This is a genomic window from Uliginosibacterium silvisoli, from assembly GCF_036017035.1.
Lineage (GTDB): Bacteria > Pseudomonadota > Gammaproteobacteria > Burkholderiales > Rhodocyclaceae > Viridibacterium > Viridibacterium silvisoli.
Genome location: NZ_JAYXHS010000003.1, coordinates 291071 through 307685, shown reverse-complemented (window position 1 = coordinate 307685; position 16615 = coordinate 291071). Strand labels below are relative to the sequence as shown.

Annotated in this window: 14 protein-coding genes and 1 tRNA gene; 2 read left to right on the top strand and 13 right to left on the bottom strand. The window is 62.7% G+C overall.

What is annotated here, in order from left to right; all coding sequences use genetic code 11:
- Positions 1–4: 4 nt before the first annotated feature.
- The 3 genes from VVD49_RS16215 to VVD49_RS16205 form a co-directional block, all read right to left on the bottom strand.
- Positions 5–1447 carry a hypothetical protein gene (locus VVD49_RS16215; RefSeq protein ID WP_327600250.1) on the bottom strand — a complete coding sequence of 481 codons (1443 nt, stop codon included), beginning with the start codon at positions 1445–1447 and terminating at the stop codon, positions 5–7.
- A gap of 13 nt (positions 1448–1460) precedes the next feature.
- The gene (locus VVD49_RS16210; protein ID WP_327600249.1) at positions 1461–1730 is read right to left on the bottom strand and encodes a PAAR domain-containing protein; all 270 of its coding nucleotides are present in this window, start codon (positions 1728–1730) and stop codon (positions 1461–1463) included.
- 74 nt (positions 1731–1804) lie between these two features.
- Positions 1805–2383 carry a M15 family metallopeptidase gene (locus tag VVD49_RS16205; protein WP_327600593.1) on the bottom strand — a complete coding sequence of 193 codons (579 nt, stop codon included), beginning with the start codon at positions 2381–2383 and terminating at the stop codon, positions 1805–1807.
- A gap of 533 nt (positions 2384–2916) precedes the next feature.
- Between VVD49_RS16205 and VVD49_RS16200 the strand changes: the two genes are divergently transcribed.
- Positions 2917–3555, top strand: coding sequence for a hypothetical protein (locus VVD49_RS16200; RefSeq protein WP_327600248.1), 639 nt, complete (start codon positions 2917–2919; stop codon positions 3553–3555).
- Positions 3556–3582: 27 nt separating this feature from the next.
- Here VVD49_RS16200 and tssA read toward each other — a convergent pair whose 3' ends face one another.
- The 6 genes from tssA to VVD49_RS16170 all read right to left on the bottom strand — a co-directional run bounded on the left by tssA (position 3583) and on the right by VVD49_RS16170 (position 11498).
- A complete protein-coding gene (gene tssA, locus VVD49_RS16195; protein WP_327600247.1) occupies positions 3583–4686 on the bottom strand; it encodes a type VI secretion system protein TssA in 1104 nt (367 codons plus the stop codon).
- A gap of 217 nt (positions 4687–4903) precedes the next feature.
- Positions 4904–6580 (bottom strand): ABC transporter permease, encoded by a 1677-nt coding sequence (locus tag VVD49_RS16190; protein WP_327600246.1) that lies wholly within the window; start codon positions 6578–6580, stop codon positions 4904–4906.
- Between the two features lie 281 nt (positions 6581–6861).
- Positions 6862–7824, bottom strand: coding sequence for an ABC transporter substrate-binding protein (locus tag VVD49_RS16185; RefSeq protein WP_327600245.1), 963 nt, complete (start codon positions 7822–7824; stop codon positions 6862–6864).
- Between the two features lie 40 nt (positions 7825–7864).
- Complete coding sequence (locus VVD49_RS16180; RefSeq protein WP_327600244.1) at positions 7865–8965, bottom strand: ABC transporter ATP-binding protein; 1101 nt, start codon at positions 8963–8965, stop codon at positions 7865–7867.
- Between the two features lie 153 nt (positions 8966–9118).
- Positions 9119–9193, bottom strand: a tRNA-Arg gene (locus tag VVD49_RS16175).
- Positions 9194–9305: 112 nt separating this feature from the next.
- Entirely contained in the window at positions 9306–11498 is a 2193-nt protein-coding gene (locus tag VVD49_RS16170) for a PAS domain-containing sensor histidine kinase (RefSeq protein WP_327600243.1), read from the bottom strand.
- Between the two features lie 208 nt (positions 11499–11706).
- On the opposite strand from VVD49_RS16170, the gene VVD49_RS16165 reads away from it, so the two are divergent.
- Entirely contained in the window at positions 11707–13605 is a 1899-nt protein-coding gene (locus VVD49_RS16165) for an ATP-binding cassette domain-containing protein (RefSeq protein ID WP_327600242.1), read from the top strand.
- Between the two features lie 7 nt (positions 13606–13612).
- On the opposite strand, the gene VVD49_RS16160 is transcribed toward VVD49_RS16165, so the two are convergent.
- The 4 genes from VVD49_RS16160 to nirK are packed head-to-tail and all read right to left on the bottom strand — an operon-like array spanning position 13613 to position 16497.
- On the bottom strand, positions 13613–14224 hold the full coding sequence (locus tag VVD49_RS16160; RefSeq protein ID WP_327600241.1) for an SCO family protein: 612 nt from the start codon (positions 14222–14224) through the stop codon (positions 13613–13615).
- A 16-nt stretch (positions 14225–14240) separates the two neighbouring features.
- Positions 14241–15017 carry a formylglycine-generating enzyme family protein gene (locus VVD49_RS16155; protein ID WP_327600240.1) on the bottom strand — a complete coding sequence of 259 codons (777 nt, stop codon included), beginning with the start codon at positions 15015–15017 and terminating at the stop codon, positions 14241–14243.
- A gap of 23 nt (positions 15018–15040) precedes the next feature.
- Positions 15041–15439: a c-type cytochrome gene (locus VVD49_RS16150; protein WP_327600239.1), complete on the bottom strand. Its 399-nt coding sequence runs from the start codon at positions 15437–15439 to the stop codon at positions 15041–15043.
- Positions 15440–15474: 35 nt separating this feature from the next.
- Positions 15475–16497: a copper-containing nitrite reductase gene (gene nirK, locus VVD49_RS16145; protein WP_327600238.1), complete on the bottom strand. Its 1023-nt coding sequence runs from the start codon at positions 16495–16497 to the stop codon at positions 15475–15477.
- Between the last annotated feature and the right edge of the window lie 118 nt (positions 16498–16615).

The following is a 16615-nucleotide window of genomic DNA, read 5'->3' as shown; positions in this document are numbered from 1 at the left end:
TGGATCAGGACTGATTGGCTGTTGCTGGGGTGATGGGGGCGGCTGCGGGGGCCTGCCAAGGGCTGAGCGCAACGATGCTGCGCGCGCGCTTGTCGGTCAGGCTGGCGACCAGGAGTGGCTTCTCGTCAATCGCAATGGCATGTGCTGCAAATGCCAGCGCCAGCGTGCTGCTGGCGTGGCCGGTACTGCCCAGTGCATTGCCCAGCGCGAGATGATCAGCGACAGGGTCGAGCTCACTCAGGCTGGCGTTGATGAGCATGGCGGCTTCGGTTAACCAAGGGCTGCGGTGGTCGCAGTCGGAGATGAGTCCAGCCACGCTGCTTGTTTGCAGTTCGGCGTTTGTCAGGGTGGCGTTGCCCAGCTCCTGCAGGTGCGCGGCATCAATGCGCCCTTGTGCATCGACCGGCTTTTCGCGCGCACCGAAGGCGGCGCGATGCAGGCTGGCAAGCGGAGGTGTGTCTGCGCCGACGAGTGCAGGGGGGGCCGCGAGGATCACTGCAGCACCCTCTCCCGGAATGAAGCCTGCCTGATTGGCCGAGGTGAAGAGCAGGCCATTGGCTTCCAGCACGTCTACCTGGGCTTGTGCCGTCAGGCTGTCGCAGGCGACGATCATCAGAATGCAACTGGAATAAGCCTCGGTCGACGCCTTGCAGAACGCATCGGCCACACGCATGGCGTCGGCTTGCAACTCCGGGCGATCCGCGTCAGCGCGGACGATGCCGAAGGCCAGGCCGCCCGCCTGTGCGACTTGTGTGCGCACGTAGGTGGAAATCATCTCCTGCCACACCGGCGCGGTGAAAATCTTGGTCGCCAGCGGCCGCAGCTGCGGCTCCTGGGAGGGCTTGTGCGTGCCGGTGCCCGCTTCAGTGAGTGCGGGCAGGCTGGCGAGCACCTCCAGTGTGCGGTTCAACGGCGGGTCGAGCAGGGCAAGCAGTCGTGCGCCGTCTTCCGGGTTGAGGTCGCTCGCGTTGTCAGCGGAGCGTAGCCACTTCTCGACCCACGGAAGGTATTCGTCAGTCGCCAGAGCGTCATGACTGGAGGTCTTGACAGGCATGCCATCCGCATCGAAAAGACGCTCGTTGAAACCGGGACGAATGTCGCCCTTGCGCATTGCTCCGAGCAGATCGGCGGCGGATTCTCCGGCGGCGGTGTTGACCTCGGCGCTAAGGATGGCCAATTGCAGCGAGAGTCTGTCGTCCTTCTCCGGCGAGGCGGGGCTGTCAGGTGCCGCCGCTGTCTCTGCAGGGGGCGTCTTGCTGCGGGTGTGAAGTGCCTTGCCGATGAACCAGGCTACGACGGCAGCGAGCGGTACCAGCGCAAACCAGATGACGATGTCCACGCTGGAGACATCCGTTTCCGCCTGCTGGAAATAGATCACCGCGCCGAGCCAGAGCAGGCCGACGACAAGCACGGGGACGCCCAAGACGCCGAGTATCCTGCCAAGCATTGTGACGAGCGCCTCAGATGTCCGTGGTGTTCTGCTGCGAGGCGATGAGTGTGGCGCCACAAGCTGTCTTGTCGCCGTGGCGTGCCACGGCCTTGCCATCGATGAGGCAGGTCGGGTCGCCGCTGGCGATCACGGTCGTGCCGCCGTGGCCATTCTGTGGACAGGTCACCTTGTCGCCAATGCGCGCGATGCGCTTGCCATCGATGTCACTGTTCGGCGCGCCTTCAATCACGACGCCGCCGTGGTCTGTCTTGTCACCCATCAGGATGATTGGCCTGGCCATCTTCACTCCCTCGCTTGCTGCAGCCTGCTTTTCTATCGCGTGCTTCGTGGCACACGTTCTTGTCTTCGTGCGGATCAGCTGCCTTGCCGGGCTCCCGCCCGACGCAGCTCCACATGTCCGAAGTCCATCAACTTCCAGCGCCCACCCCAGGTCATGCCTGCGGCTTCTGCTTCTTTCCCGTAGAGCTCGTAGCCACGCATGGCCCACGGGTCTCGCTCGGAGATCACCAGACGTCCATCGCGCATGAAGGCGCAATCCGCAGCCAACCCATATTGGTGGTAGCTCTGGAAGGCTTTTGCGTTCGTCACGCTGCCACCCATTGCGGCCAACCTGTTTTGCCGATCCGGGCTGCGATAGCCTTCGATCAACGCCATCTCGTAACCCTGCTCACGCATCCGCTGAAATACCTTCAACAACCTTTGCTGGAAATCGATATCCAGCTGTGCCCAGTCACGGCTGGCATCCACCAGCGCCGGTCGCTCCGCCAGCACCTCACGCGTCGTGAACACTTCCGGTGGCAAGGGCGGTGGCGGCACGAGGCGCTCACCATCCAGTAGCGCCGCAACGACAGCATCGCGATTGCCGCCTGGATCGCTGAAGCCAACCAGATCCACGCGTTGCCTGAACATCAGGATGACGAAGGCTGGAATCATCACGATGAGCAGTGCCGCCAGGAGCCAATGACGGTATGTACGCAGTGTCGAGATGCCGCTTCGTGCTCCCGTTTTCAGGCCCACAGAAATTGCCAGCGTTTCTTGCCGTAAAAATCCCGCCCTCGAGTAAAACGACAAAAATGATTTATTTATTATGTTTGTAATTCGCCGTGCTTGCGCGTTCCGGAAATCCGGGAAAATCAGAACAAGGCAGATCAGCAATATCACAGTGCCATAAAGCGCAAGAATTATAATTGGCATCTATTTGGCGAAAATATCCGTTCGTCTGTTACGGACGGTGTTGCTATTGACATACTTGTTTGCATGGAATTTGTGCGTATTTGTTTTGTGTTTGTTTTTTTATTGCGTCTGATAATTGATAGTGGCCATTCGGGCGGTTTATGTAACGGGGCGGTGGAATAGCGCAGAGCGCGCGGATGCTTGCAGATCAATGATTTCAAGGCAACTGGCTGTATGGGCATATTATTTGTTGATAAAATCCAACTCGATAATATCGAGGAATTTTTCAAGTCATGATGCGTGAATTAATGAAATCTCTGTTTGTTTTAGTTTTTATTGTTTTTGGTGTTTTGGGGTGCGTTTCAAAACCAATTGTTGGTGTGTCCGAAATAACCGCTCCATTGCCGGAGCCTGTCGGTGGCCTGAATTTCTTTGTTTATGTGAGTGCAGTGCCGACCGCAGCGGCAGACCGTGCGAAATTCATATTGCCGGATCCCTTGAAAGTAAATCTGGCTGAAACGGATACGGATGATCGGGACACGGCGTCGCGCTTGAGTCCGTTCCTGACGGCGCTGCGCGAGCACATTCATTTGCCGTTCCGGAACGCTGGTATCCCGGTCCAGAGCTATGTGGCGGGTGGGCGCTACACCTGGGACGAGCTGCGGCGAGATCGGCGTAACTACCGCCTGGTCGTGTGGGCGAATCTGATTCAGGTGACGGGTCAGCCTGACCAGGCCGACCTCTGGTTCGTCCTGCAAAATGAAAACTCAGGTCGTCGCGTGTGGACGCGTGTCGTGAAGAACGCATTCGCAGTTCCCCTGGCACAGGGAGACGACGCCATCAATGCCAAGCGCATTGCGGTGGCTGAAGTGCTGGCGAGCGACACCATGCAAGCGATGCGCAATGACGGTATTACGCTGCCGATTCACTGATCGGCGGATTGCGCTGGATGGCGCCGCTCAGGCGCTATCGCTGGTGTCTTCGAAACCCAGCAGGTCCTCGAAGCGGGCGATCGAGCCTTCATCCTTGAGAACCGTCTTGAGCCAGACATGCAGGGGCATCTCGCCCCAGTTGGCTGCCTTGTCGGCAAGGTAGGCGACGGGGCTGTGGGGTTCGGTGCGGCGAAAGAAGTCGGCAACCTGGCGGAGTTGCTGCAAGGCTTGCGCACGGCTGCGGATCGGGCCTCCCGTTGTCCCGCCTGTGCTGCCTGTACCGGCATTGCGTTCATCCATCGTTGTTGCACCGTCGCTGATGTCGTCGATTTGCGCCTCCGCAGGCGGGGTGGTGGCCGAGGATTCGATTACTCCGCTTTCCCGCGCAATGCGCTGGACCGTATCCGTATAGTTCTCCAACGCCGATTTCAGCGGCGTGAACGATGGACCGTCGAGTCCGAGACGGCGATCTGTGGCCTCGGCCAGTTTGTTGGCGGCCTCCGAAGCTGCTGCACAGTCCAGCAGCAACTGCTCGTAGAAGCTGCGAGGTGTCGCACGCTGCGCAGCCTTGAATTGCTGGAGGGTGACACGTGGTGTCGCTTCACTGTCTGGCGAGCGCTCCAGTTGCAGCTGATGCGCGCGGGCGATGTCGAGATCCTGGGTGCCGTAGCGTTGCGCACCGCTCCTGACCAGCGGCAGCTCGGGGGTGAGTTGCACGCTACGCGTAATAAGCCAGCTCAGATTTCCGATGCGTTGCTCCATGTCGCCGTCGTCGGCGAGCGGGTGCAGGGTGTCCCAGAACTCGTCCAGCAGTCCTGCGATCAGGGCAAAGCCGCGTGCCATGCCACTCACGCCATGGGTCTTTGCACTGGCCTCGGTGTACCAGGAGGCAAGGCGCAGGTCCTTCGTCTGTCTCGACAGCAGCGCAGTGGTGCGTTGCAGGGCGTCTGGCCAGTCGGCTTCCTTGAGCGTCGTCACCCATTCGCCCTGGTCGAGCGAAGCGTCGTCAGCGCGCCGCGCCTCCTGGATCGCATCAAACTCTGACGAGAACGACATGTCGCTACCCGCGGGCTCGGCCTCCGATACGGGCTTGAGCAGCAGGGAAATGTCGGCAGCGGAATTGATGGTCATCGGCGAAACTCAATTGGGATGGACGAGCAGGGCGGCATGATAACAACTGGCATCTGGATGCCAATTGGCCAAGCGTACGTCATGACGGAGCCTGATTGCCGGGGCGACGGATGGCACAGGAATGCGGAAGAGCGGCGCCTTGTCAGCACAAGAGCGATATGCGAATTTGATGATTATGTTGTTTGAGACAAATGCATCACTTCGCGGTTTGCGGGGTTCAGAGTTCGTCGTGCTTGAAGAGCTGCCTGACCGTGACCAGGATGGCCGTTGAGCTGAAGATGGCGATCACGCTGAGGGCCATGCCGACACCTGGCGAGCCTTGCGCGAACTGGTTGAAGACGAAGGTCGCGACGGTCGGCATGCCGGTCGGGGCGAGCATGACGGATGCAACCAGTTCGCGCGATGCGACGGCAAAGACCAGCAGCATCGAGATGAACAGGTTGGGGGCAATGAGCGGCAGCAGGATGCGCCACAGTACGCGCCCGCTGGTGGCGCCGCAGACGCGTGCAGCGGCATCCAGAGACTGGCTGATCTGGCGTAGTCCGGCGCCGACGTAGCGCACGGGGTAGGGCAGCATCAAACAGATGTAGGCAAGCAGCAGCACGACAGGCGTGTTGTAGATCGGCACCGGCCACCAGCTGCGATTCCACGCCAGGATCATGCCGACCGCGACAACCATGCCGGGTAATGCATTGGGCAGGGCGGAGAAAGCGTCCAGCAGGCTGCGGCCGCGCAGGCGTGTGCGTGCACTGACGTAGGCCGTCAGCGCGCCAAGGATGCCCGCAATGATTGCGGTGGCGGCCGCTAGCCAGAGGCTGTTGAAGAGCGCATCGAGTGCTCCGTTGCGGTTCTCGAAGACGGCGATGAAGTGCCGCAGGCCGAAGTTGTCCCACGCCAGTCCACCTGACAGAGTGCGGCTGAATGCGCAGGCCAGTGTGGCGCCGATCGGGATGCCGGTGGCGAGCAGGGTAACGCTTGCGAACAAGCCGAGTGCGGGCCAACGCATGCGGCCGAGTTCCGGTGCGGCTTCGTCGCGTTGTTTGCCCGCCACCGTGATGAACGAGCGGCGCGTGACGATGTAGTGCTGCAGCCAGAAGGCGAGCAGAACGAGCGCGACGAGCGCCAGCGACAGCAATGCGGCGCCGGGCAGGTCGATGGGCCACTCGGCGAATTTCTCCTCGATGCTGGTGACCAGCACGAGGAAGCCACTGCGTTTGCCCAGCGTGGCAGGCGTGCCGTACTCCTCCACTGTCAGCGCGAATACCAGCAGCAGGCTGGCCAGCATGCCGGGCAAGGACAAGGGCAGGGTGATGCGCAGGAAGCTCGAAAAGGCCGACGCCCCGCAGACCTTGCCCGCATCCGCGAAACGTTTGCCGATGAGCATCAGCGAGCGCGACAGGGCGAAGTACACCAGCGGGAACAGATGCAGGCTCATCACGAGGACGATGCCCGGGAACGAGAACAGCAAGCCTTCCGCGCTCCAGCCGAACAGCTGTCTGGCATAACCGTTGTCCTGCAGGCTCAGCACCCAGGAGAAGGCGCCGATGTAGGGCGGGATCATGAAGGGGATGAGGAAGAGCAGATCCCAATACTTCGCGCCGGGCAGGCGGCGCGTGCCGCGCAGCACGGCGAGCGGCAGGGCTAGCAGCAAGCTAGCCAACGATACGGAGAGGCCGAGCACGACAGTGTTGCCCAGTAGCTGCGCGAGATGCTGTTCGCCGAAGGTTCTTGCAATGGCGGAGAAGGGCGCACGCAGTGAGCCTTCCGGCAGATGCGGAAAGATTGCCTGCAGCACGACGAAACTGACAGGCAGTACTACCACCATCAATAGTGCGGCGATGCACAGACTCTGGATGAGGCCGACGCCGCGGACTTCTACGCTTTCTGCGTGCATGTTGTTCTTGTTCTCTGTCGTTGAGTGCGCCCTCACCCGGCCTGACGGCCACCCCGCTCCGCGCCCCACGACTGGCATTGCATTGCCAGTCGGCTTCGCAGGCGGATGGCATGCCATCCGAAATCCCTGCTACGCCCCGCAAACGGTAGAGGGGACGGCAGAAAGTGGGTGCGGCTCGGAGATCGGGCCGTTCGTTGCCGTCCCTCTCCCAAGCGTGGGAGAGGGTGGCCGTCAGGCCGGGTGAGTGCATCGTTGCAAAGCTGAAAGTGTTGCCCGCGTGCTTATTTTCCTGCCATCAGTGCCTTGAACTTCGCCAAGGTTTCCGTGCGCTTGACGCTGTTGTTGTCGGTGTCCTTGATCAGCTTGATGTCGTGCCAGCCTGGGCGCTTCGCCGTGATGTCAGTGCGCGCTGGCAACAGGTACGCTCCCGCAACAAGCTGCTGACCCTCATCCGACAACACGTAATCAACAAAGCGCTTCGCCGTGTCTGCATTCTTCGTCGTCTTGAAGATCATGATCGGGCGTGCTTCGAGCACGGTGCCGGACGATGGGTAGATCACTTCAATGGCTTCACCGTTTGCTCTCGCGTCCAGCGCGATGTAGTCCGCGCCACCCATCACCGCTGCCTTGGCGCCGCTCATGACGGGGTTGAGCGCCTGAGCGTTGGCGCCGGGCACGATGAGGCCGTTGGCCTTAAGGCGCTCGAAGGTCTTCCAGCCATAGCTTGTATCGGCGATCAGGCTGCTGAGCAGGCCATAGGCTGCGCCGGAGGATGCAGGGTCGGGCATGGTTACGGCATTCGCATATTCTGGCTTTGCCAGGTCAGCCCAGTCGGCAGGGCGTGGCTTGCCGGATTTCGGATTCCAGATGATGGCCAGCGCGGCAGCACCTTGTGCGACGAAGTATTCATCCTTCAAGTCCGCCGGGACGTTCTTCGCGTTGGGCGACGTGTAGGCCAGCAAGTCACCCGCAGTCTTCATGTCCTCGGCTGCATCCCACGATGCCGAGATCAGTACGTCGGCTTGCGGGTTGGATTTTTCCGCAGCCAGGCGCGCCATGATCTGGCCCGTCGTCGCCTGAAACACGTTCACCTTGGCGCCACTCTTCTTCTCGAAGCCCTTGGCAAGAGCGGTGGCAAGCGGTGCAGGGCCAGCGGTGTAAAGCGTGACTTGCTGGGCCGACGCCGTGGCGACGAACAGGCTGGTGCAGCTGGCAAAGGCCAGTGCGGAGGCAATACGCATCATCGTGAATTCCTTTCGTGCAGAGGTAATCGAGGGCGGCGATTCAGTTTGCTGTTGGCGGGGTGTCGTACAGGCGCACGCGGCTGCGGTCGATGGCCGCGGCGACGAGCTCGCCGGGCGCCAATGCGCGGTCGTGCCAGAACTGCAGCGTCGGCGCCCCGGCATGGCGTCCCCAGCGTGCCGTGACCTCGTAGCGATCGCCACGAAAGGCCGTCGAGACAACGCAGAGATGCGCATCGGCGGGGGCCGCTGAAACGCTGATCGCGGCATGCGGCAGGAGCAGGCTGGCGGCACGCTGAGGGCCGCTGCCCGTCGTGTTGTCGAGCGCAAGGCGCTCTTCACTGCCGTGCAAGGTGAAAGTGCCGTCATGTGTATGGCCGCCGAGCAGATTGCCCGACTTGAGAAAGGCGGCCACCCAGGGGTCGGCTGGCGCGCGATAAACCTCTTCCGGGCTGCCTAGCTGCACGATGCGGCCTTCGCGCATCACGGCGATACGATCGGACAGGCTGAGCGCTTCGTTCTGGTCGTGCGTGACGTAGATGGCGGTGCTGCCGCAGTCGCGTACCAGCGTCGCGATTTCACGGCCCAGTGTGTCGCGCAGGCTGGCGTCGAGATTGGAGAGCGGCTCGTCAAACAGCAGTATCGACGTGTCATCGACAATGGCACGCGCCAGGGCGACGCGCTGTTGCTGTCCACCGGAGAGCTCACCGGGAAAACGATCCGCCAGCGCTGTCAGCGCAGTACGTGCAAGCGCCAGATCGACGCGCTCCTGGCGTAACGCGGGCGCGACACTGCGTGCGACGAGAGGGAACGCTATGTTGTCGCGCACCCGCATGTGCGGCCACAGCGCGTAGTCCTGAAACACCATGCCGAGCTTGCGGCGTTCGGCAGGCACGAAGATCCGGCGCGTGGTGTCGACAATGGTTTCGTCGCCGAAACGCACGACCCCTTCATCGGGCGTGAGCAGACCGGCCAGCGCGCGCAGGAGGGTGGTCTTGCCACAGCCGGAGGGGCCGAGCAGGGCGAGGAATTCGCCCGGTGCGACATGCAGGTCGATGTCGTGAAGCGCACGTACGCCACTGAATGACTTGCCCACGCTTTCAATGTCGATGCAACGGCCCGCGAGTTGCGCGGCGGAGTTCATGCGGTGTCCTTGATCGGCCGGAGTAAAACCGGCGATTCTGGCGCGCAGATGGTTACGGTTTGATTACGATGGTGCGCTGCGCCCTTGCAAGTGCTGCGCAGGCAGGACGGCAGCCGGGGCTTGGCGGGGCGCTGGAGTGCGGGGAAGTGGGCGTGGTCCCATCGACAGGAATCGAACCTGTATCTGCCGCTTAGGAGGCGGCCGTTCTATCCATTGAACTACGATGAGCGGTCGAGGCGGGTGCTTGCTGAGAAGCGGCCTTGAGCAAGGAGGGACCTGAGTCGGCGCGTATTGTAGCCGCTCGGCTCCTTGTTTCACCAGATGGTTTGTCGCGTTGCGTTTACGCGGCGGGCTGGCGCGGCAGGTGCACGACGAACTCGCTGCCGCGCTGCGGGCGGTTGCGGGCGAAAATTCCGCCCTGGTGTGCGGTGACTATCTCGCGGCAGATCGGCAGCCCGAGGCCGGTGCCCCCGGCATTGTTGCGCGTCTTGCTGCTCTGGACGAACTTGTCGAAGATGCTCTCGAGTTCATCGGCCGGGATGCCCGGGCCTTCATCGGCCACGCATAGCTCGATGCCGGCTGCTGCGGGGCTATTGGCGATGGAGAGCGTGATCGTGCCGCCTTCGGGCGAGAACTTGATGGCGTTGGATAGCAGGTTGCGCACCAGTTGCCCGAGTCGCACGGCGTCTGCGATGAGGTGGGTGCTGCCTTCCTGGATCGATACATCGGCCTTGAGCTTGCCGGCCAGCAAGCTGGCCTCGAATTCACGCAGGGCTTCCTGGACGACGCTCTCGAGGCTGATGTGCTGCAGGTGCAGGGTCATGTGCCCGGCTTCGAGCTTGGACAGGTCGAGCAGGTCGTTGAGCAGGCCCAGCAGGCGATCGCCACTCTCGCGGATGCGCTGGAAGTAGGCGGCGAGCTTGTCGGGCGCGATCTGCTGCGTCTCGACGGCTTTGAGCGCTTTCTCCTCCCCCAGGCGCGCAAAGCTCAGGACAGCATGCATCGGCGTGCGCAACTCATGCGACATATTGGCGAGGAACTGGCTCTTCGCTTCGTTGGCGTGCTCGGCCTCTTCCTTGGCTTGCAGTAGATGCATGGTCTGCTCTTCGACCATGCCCTTGAGGCGGTCACGATGGTGTCGCAGTTCTTCCTCGGCACTTTTCTGCTGGCTGATGTCGGTGAAGATGCCGAGCATGCGCAGTGGCAGGCCCTCGGCATCGCGCTCGACCACCTTGCCCCGGTCGAGTATCCACATGTATTCGCCGTTGCGTGCCCGCAGGCGGAATTCGCAGATGTAGATCGGCGCGTGGCCCGACAGGTGCACTTCAAGTGCTGCGCGCGCGCCGGCGATGTCGTCGGGGTGGATGCGCAGCGTGCGCTCTTCTTCCGTGTCGCCGATGTCTGCCTCGTCGAAGCCCTGCATGGCTTTCCAGCGCGGCGAGTAGAAGGTCGTGCGTGTCGGGATGTCCCAGTCCCACAGGCCGTCCCCTGCGCCTTCGATGGCGAACTGCCAGCGGGCTTCGGCATGGCGCAGCGAGGTGATATTGGTGGCGGTGCCGATGATGACGCGCTGCCCCTCGGTATCGCGGCCCACAACCTTGCGCAGGATTTCCTGGCGGGTCTGGCCGCGCAAGTCGGCAATCGTGTGCTCGGTCTCGAAAACCAGCCCCTCGCTGTCTGCCAGCATGGTGTCTTCGTGCGCTTCGATCCGGGTTGCGACGCCTTGCTCCATCAGGTCGCTGGCACGCTTGCCGAGCAGCTCTTGCACGGACAGGCCGGTTGCCTCGGTGTGCGCGCGATTGGTCATGATGTAGCGATGCTGCGCGTCCTTGACGAACAAGGGGTTGGGCAGCGCATCGAGCACGAACTGCAGGAATTCGTGCAGCCGCGTGCGTGCCGCCAGCGCATCGCGCGCGTCGCGCTCGGCAAGCCGTATGTTGGTCACGTCGATGAAGGTGCCGATGATGACCGGCTTGTCGGCCTCGGTATGGCTCAGCGCCTTGGTGACGATCTGGTACATCTCGTTGCCGGTGCGCGGGTGGAGGAGGCGTTCTTCCTTGCGGATGCGGCCACCGCCCAGCACGCGCTCGTCTTCCTCGGCAATGAGTCGCGCCAGCTCGGGCGTGGCAGCCAGCTCGCTGGCCGTCTTGCCGAGAATCTCCTCGCGCTCCAGCTGACGTTGTTCGCAATAGGCGTCGTTGATCATGATCAGCCGCCCACGCCGGTTCTTGACGAAAATCGGCATCGGGATGGCATTGATCGAATCCTGCATGAACTGGTTGGTGCGATACCGGCGCTGCAGATCCCTGAGGGCATCCAGCTTGTGCGCCGAGAGACTGGCCGTTGCCCAGCCAAGCAGGCAGGCAATTGCCGCGATGGCGGCCCCCATGCCGCCCCCCAGCAGCCAGGCGCAAGCTGTGCAAAGCCCCGCTGCCAGCACAGGCAGTAGTTTGAGTGCGGGGCTCAGCCAGCTGGGCGGGCCCGTGGGGGAGGTACGCGCCACGCCGTCCGGTGGCGCGCTTTGCGGGTTCATCGTTAGGGTATCGGGCCCTCCCGGAAGGAACTTGAGTCAGGAGAAACGTGCGGCATGCAGGGCGAGCGGTGCTGGCGGGCGCCATTTTGGCGGGGGCTTCCACGCCTCAGGTAGAATTACGGGCTTGTCGGGCGCCCGCCCGCTCCGGCTCGAGCCCGCCTCGGCGCACCCGCTTTTTTTCCAGCCCATCACGTAGCCCGTTCCTCACATGCCTTTGCTGACCCTCGATAACGCCTGCCTTGCCTTTGGCGATGTAGCCCTGCTTGACCACACGGAACTGGTGCTGGAGCCCGGCGAAAAAGTCTCGTTGATCGGCCGCAACGGGGCGGGCAAGTCCAGCCTGATGCGCGCGCTGGCCGGTACCGCGAAGCTCGACGACGGCACGGTGTGGCGCCAGCCGAATCTGCGCGTCTCCTACGTTGCGCAGGAGCCGGACTTTCCGCTGGACAAGGACATCTTCTCGACGGTTGCCGATGGCATAGGCGAGGCCGCGCGTCTCGTTGCCGACTACCACGCTGCGGCAAACGCCCTCGCTCATGGCGACGAGAGTGCCATGGAGCGCATGGAAGAGCTGCAGCACAAGATCGATGCCACCAACGGCTGGGCCGTGCATCACAAGGTGGAGCAGGTGCTCGACCGTCTCAAGCTCGACGGCGACGCGCTGGTGTCCGGGCTTTCCGGCGGCGGGGTCAAGCGTGTCGCGCTGGCGCGTGCGCTGGCGGCCGAGCCGGATCTCCTGTTGCTCGACGAGCCGACCAATCACCTCGACATCACGGCCATTGCCTGGCTGGAAGAGCTCATCAAGTCGCACCGGGGTGGCGTGGTCGTCATCACCCACGATCGTTCGTTCATGGATGCCGTGTCGACGCGCATCGTCGAGCTCGATCGCGGCAAGCTCATGAGCTTCCCCGGCAGCTTTACGCAATACCAGGTCCGCAAGGCCGAGATGCTGGAAATCGAAGCCAAGATGAACGCCGAATTCGACAAGGTGCTGGCGCAGGAAGAGGTGTGGATCCGCAAGGGCGTCGAAGCGCGCCGCACACGTAACGAAGGCCGTGTGCGTCGCCTCGAGGCGCTGCGCCTGCAACGCAGCGCGCGCCGCGACCGCATGGGGCAGGTCAATTTCCAGATCGATGCGGGCGACAAGAGCGGCAAGCTGATTGCCGAACTCGAAGGCGTCGGCAAGCGCTACGGCGAGCGCTGGGTCATCAAGGACTTTTCGGCGCGCCTCATGCGTGGCGACCGCATCGGCCTGATCGGCCCCAACGGTGCGGGCAAGACGACGCTGCTCAAGCTGATTCTCGGCGACATCGAACCGGATGCCGGCAGCATCAAGCAAGGCACCAAGCAGGAGATTGCTTACTTCGACCAGTTCCGCACGGCGCTCGACCCGGAGGCGACGCTGGCCGACATCATCAGCCCCGGTTCCGACTACGTGGAGATCGGTGAAAGCCGCAAGCACGTCATCGGCTACCTGGGCGATTTCCTGTTCGCACCGCAGCGCGCACGCTCGCCGGTGAAGTCGCTGTCGGGTGGCGAGCGCAATCGCTTGCTGCTGGCTCGCCTGTTCGCCAAGGCAACGAACATCCTCGTGCTCGACGAGCCGACCAACGACCTCGACATCGAGACGCTCGAGCTTCTCGAGCAACTCTTGCTGGACTATCCCGGCACGGTTTTCCTGGTCAGCCACGACCGGACCTTCCTCGACAACGTCGTGACCCAGACCATCGCAGCCGAGGGTGATGGCAAGCAAGGCATCTGGCGCGAGTACGCGGGTGGATATCAGGACTGGCTACGCGTCACCACGGCCGAAGCCGCTACCGACAAGGCTGCGCCAAAACCCGCAGCGAAGGCCGAGCCCGCCAAGGTCGTGCAGAAGGTTGCGAAGCTCAGCTTCAACGAGAAGCGCGAACTCGATGGCCTGCCCGCAAAGATCAAGGCGCTCGAAGACGAGCAGGCGAGCTTGCAGGTCAAGGTGGCTGATCCGGATTTCTACCGTGACAGCCCGGCCGAGGTGCCGAAGCTCAATGCACGCCTGGCCGTGATCGACGAAGAGTTGCTGACGCTGCTGGAGCGTTGGGAGACGCTGGAAGCGAAGAACGGCTGAGCTTCGTTCAGCGCAGCGTCTGCTTCAGGGCGGCAAGCAGCTTCGCGTCTGGCTCGACATTCAATTGCTCGCTGCTCGCAATCGTCACGCCGCGTGCATCCACGAGCAGGAAGCGCGTGCTGTGATTCACCTCGCCATTGGCGGTGCGGCGATAGCGGATACCCAGTGCCGCAGCGAGCAAGCGCGTCTGGGCATCGTTATTCGCCACCGCCAGCCTGAAGTTTTCAGGCGACAGCTCATGCCGCTTTGCCAGGCGATCCAGCGACGCAGGTGTGTCGATCCCCGGATTGAGACTGACCAGTAGCGCACGTACCTGACTGCGTTGTGCGACGGGCAAGGCATCCACGGTGCGTTTGACGTTCTCGATGACGATGGGGCAAGCAATCTGGCAGTCGCCATAGAACATGGTGATGAGCGTGGCCGGGCGATGCTCGTCGGCGAGGTGGAATGTCTTGCCGCGCTGGTCGGTCAATGGAAAAACCAGGCGGTGCAGCGATTCGCCGGGGAGTGGTGCCGGGGCTTTCGCTTCGTTCTGCATGGCCAGCATTGCAGCGTGGTCGTGCGCGCTGGCCGAGGCGCAAGCGAGCAGCAGGGTGGAGATGAGCAAGAGGGTGCGCATGGCGTGCCTTTCCGGATCAATGATTGCGCGCGCAGCGAAAACCCATGCTCTCAAGACTGTCACGTGCGCTGACAGAGGAGAGGAGGGCGACGCGCATGAGGATTGCATAGTTGTCGCGGTCGCCCAGAGACAGCGCTGCCGCGCCACAGGTCTCGAGCAGTTTCTGTTCGCCCTGGTTGCGGCTGTCGACGGTGACGAACAGACCGTTGAAGTCTTCGACCCACTCCCATATCAGGCGATGCATGTTGTGCACGCCATAGGCGTTGGGGTGCTGGCTGCTCATCGCGGGCAGACTCATGCTGGCGGGCTTCTCGTACCAGCCGATGATTTCCTCGCGCCACGCCGGGTCGTCGCGGGCATCACGCCGCGTCGCATCCGCCGCCGCAACGAACTCCCATTCGTGCCAGCTTGGCAGGCGCGCCTGTTCGCTGGCGCAGTAGGCATTTGCTGCATACCAGCTGATGGCGGTGGCGGGTGCATCGGGCAAGCCGGGCGAGGTCTCCCAGCCTGCGAGATAGCGCTCGTCGGCGAAGAGGGCCGGTACGCGACCGGGTTGCCATTCGCGATGCCGGTGGAGAAAGGCCTCGTACTCGCGGCGACTGACCGGCTGCGCACGCAGCCGGAAGGGGGCGACAGCGACCTTTGCCCCATCTACGGGCAGCGCTGTGCGAAACAGGCCGCCCGGAATCTGCACGTAGCGCGGTGCCGCCGCCCCGTACGCCGTGCCTGACTGTGCGAGCGCGGCGATGCAAGCCATCTGCATGATGCGGGCGCGGGTTCCGGTCGTGAACATGATTTCTCTGCCGGGCAGGGCGCTTACTTCGCGGCCCGCAGGCGCTTCACCTGCTCGGCCGTGAACGCAGGCTTGCCGCCATTGAGCGCGGCGCTGACATAGTTGAGAACGTTCGCCGCATCCTCGTCACTGAGGCCTTGCGGCGGCATCGCCGAGTTGTACTTCTGCCCGTTCACGACGATTGGCCCGCTCAGGCCGTTGTCGAGCAATTTGATGAGCTGGGCCGGGGTTGCTTTCTTGAAATAGTCGGAATTCTTGACGGGAGGAAAGACGCCGGGCATGCCTTCGCCAGACGGCAGATGACAGGCTGCGCAGACACGCTCGAAGCCTGCCTGCCCGCTGTCAGCCGCCATGGCTGCGCCGGCGAATGCTGCAAGCACGATGACGGCACCGATGAAGATGCAGGTGGACAGATATTTCATGATGGTGGCTTTCGCTGACGAATGAAGGGGGTGAATCAAGGCAGCTTGCTGAGCACGCCCTTGCCGTAGATCTCCGGCTTGTCGCTGCCACTCACGCTCAGGATGCCGACGGCTCCCTTGTTGAAAGCGCGCGACAGCGAGTGGTCGACCAGCGTGAGATTGCCCGGCACCTTCGTCGTGAACTCGACGATCGCTGAGCCGCCGGCGGGCACCAGCGTGGTCTGCACCTGCTCCTGGAAACGCGTGCCGCCTTCGAAGTAGACCTTGTCGAAGATCGCGCCGATGACGTGGAAACTGGAGGTCAGGTTGGGCCCGCCGACGCCGAAGAACAGACGCACCTTCTCGTCAGTGTTGGCGGTCAGAGCGTTCTTGCCTGTGAGCGCGCCATCGGTGCCGTTGAAGAGGACATAGCTTGGCTTCTCGTCGATGGACTTCTGCATGTCGAATGGCTGCAGGCCGCCCGCACGATAGGCGCCCGGCGTGTAGAAATCGCCCTGCATCACGTAATACTCACGATCGGCCTTGGTAAGACCTTCCTCGGGCTCGATGAGGATCATTCCGTACATGCCATTGGCAACATGCATGGCCACCGGTGCTGTCGCACAGTGATACACGTAGAGGCCGGGGTTGAGCGCCTTGAACGTAAACACTGCCTTGTTTCCGGGAGCGATCAGGGTTTGCGCCGCGCCGCCACCCGGGCCTGTGACGGCATGCAGATCGATATTGTGCGGCAGCTTGTTCTTCGGCAGGTTGCGCAGCTGGATCTCCACCGTGTCGCCGACACGGGCGCGGATCATCTGGCCCGGCACGGTGCCGCTGAAGGTCCAGAACATGTAGCGGGTGCCCGGCGCAATCTCGCGCTCGACTTCTTCGACAGTCATGTCGACCACGACGCGTGCCGGCGTCTTGCGTGTGATGGGGGGCGGCACCTGCGGTGGGGCGAGACGTACTGCCTGCTCGACGGGGAGCGTGTCAGGCGCAATTGCACTCTGCGCCAGTGTGCCCGCCGACAGGGTGCACATGACAAAGGCAAGGCTGGTGATGCGCAGGGCGTTCATGATGCTGTCTCCATGTTTGATCTAGTGGGTCAAAGATGGATCAGACGTGCATCTTCAGTGTTGATCGTCGTCAACGGCTGTGATGGGCGGGCGCATCGATTCGGGAGTGGATAAGGAA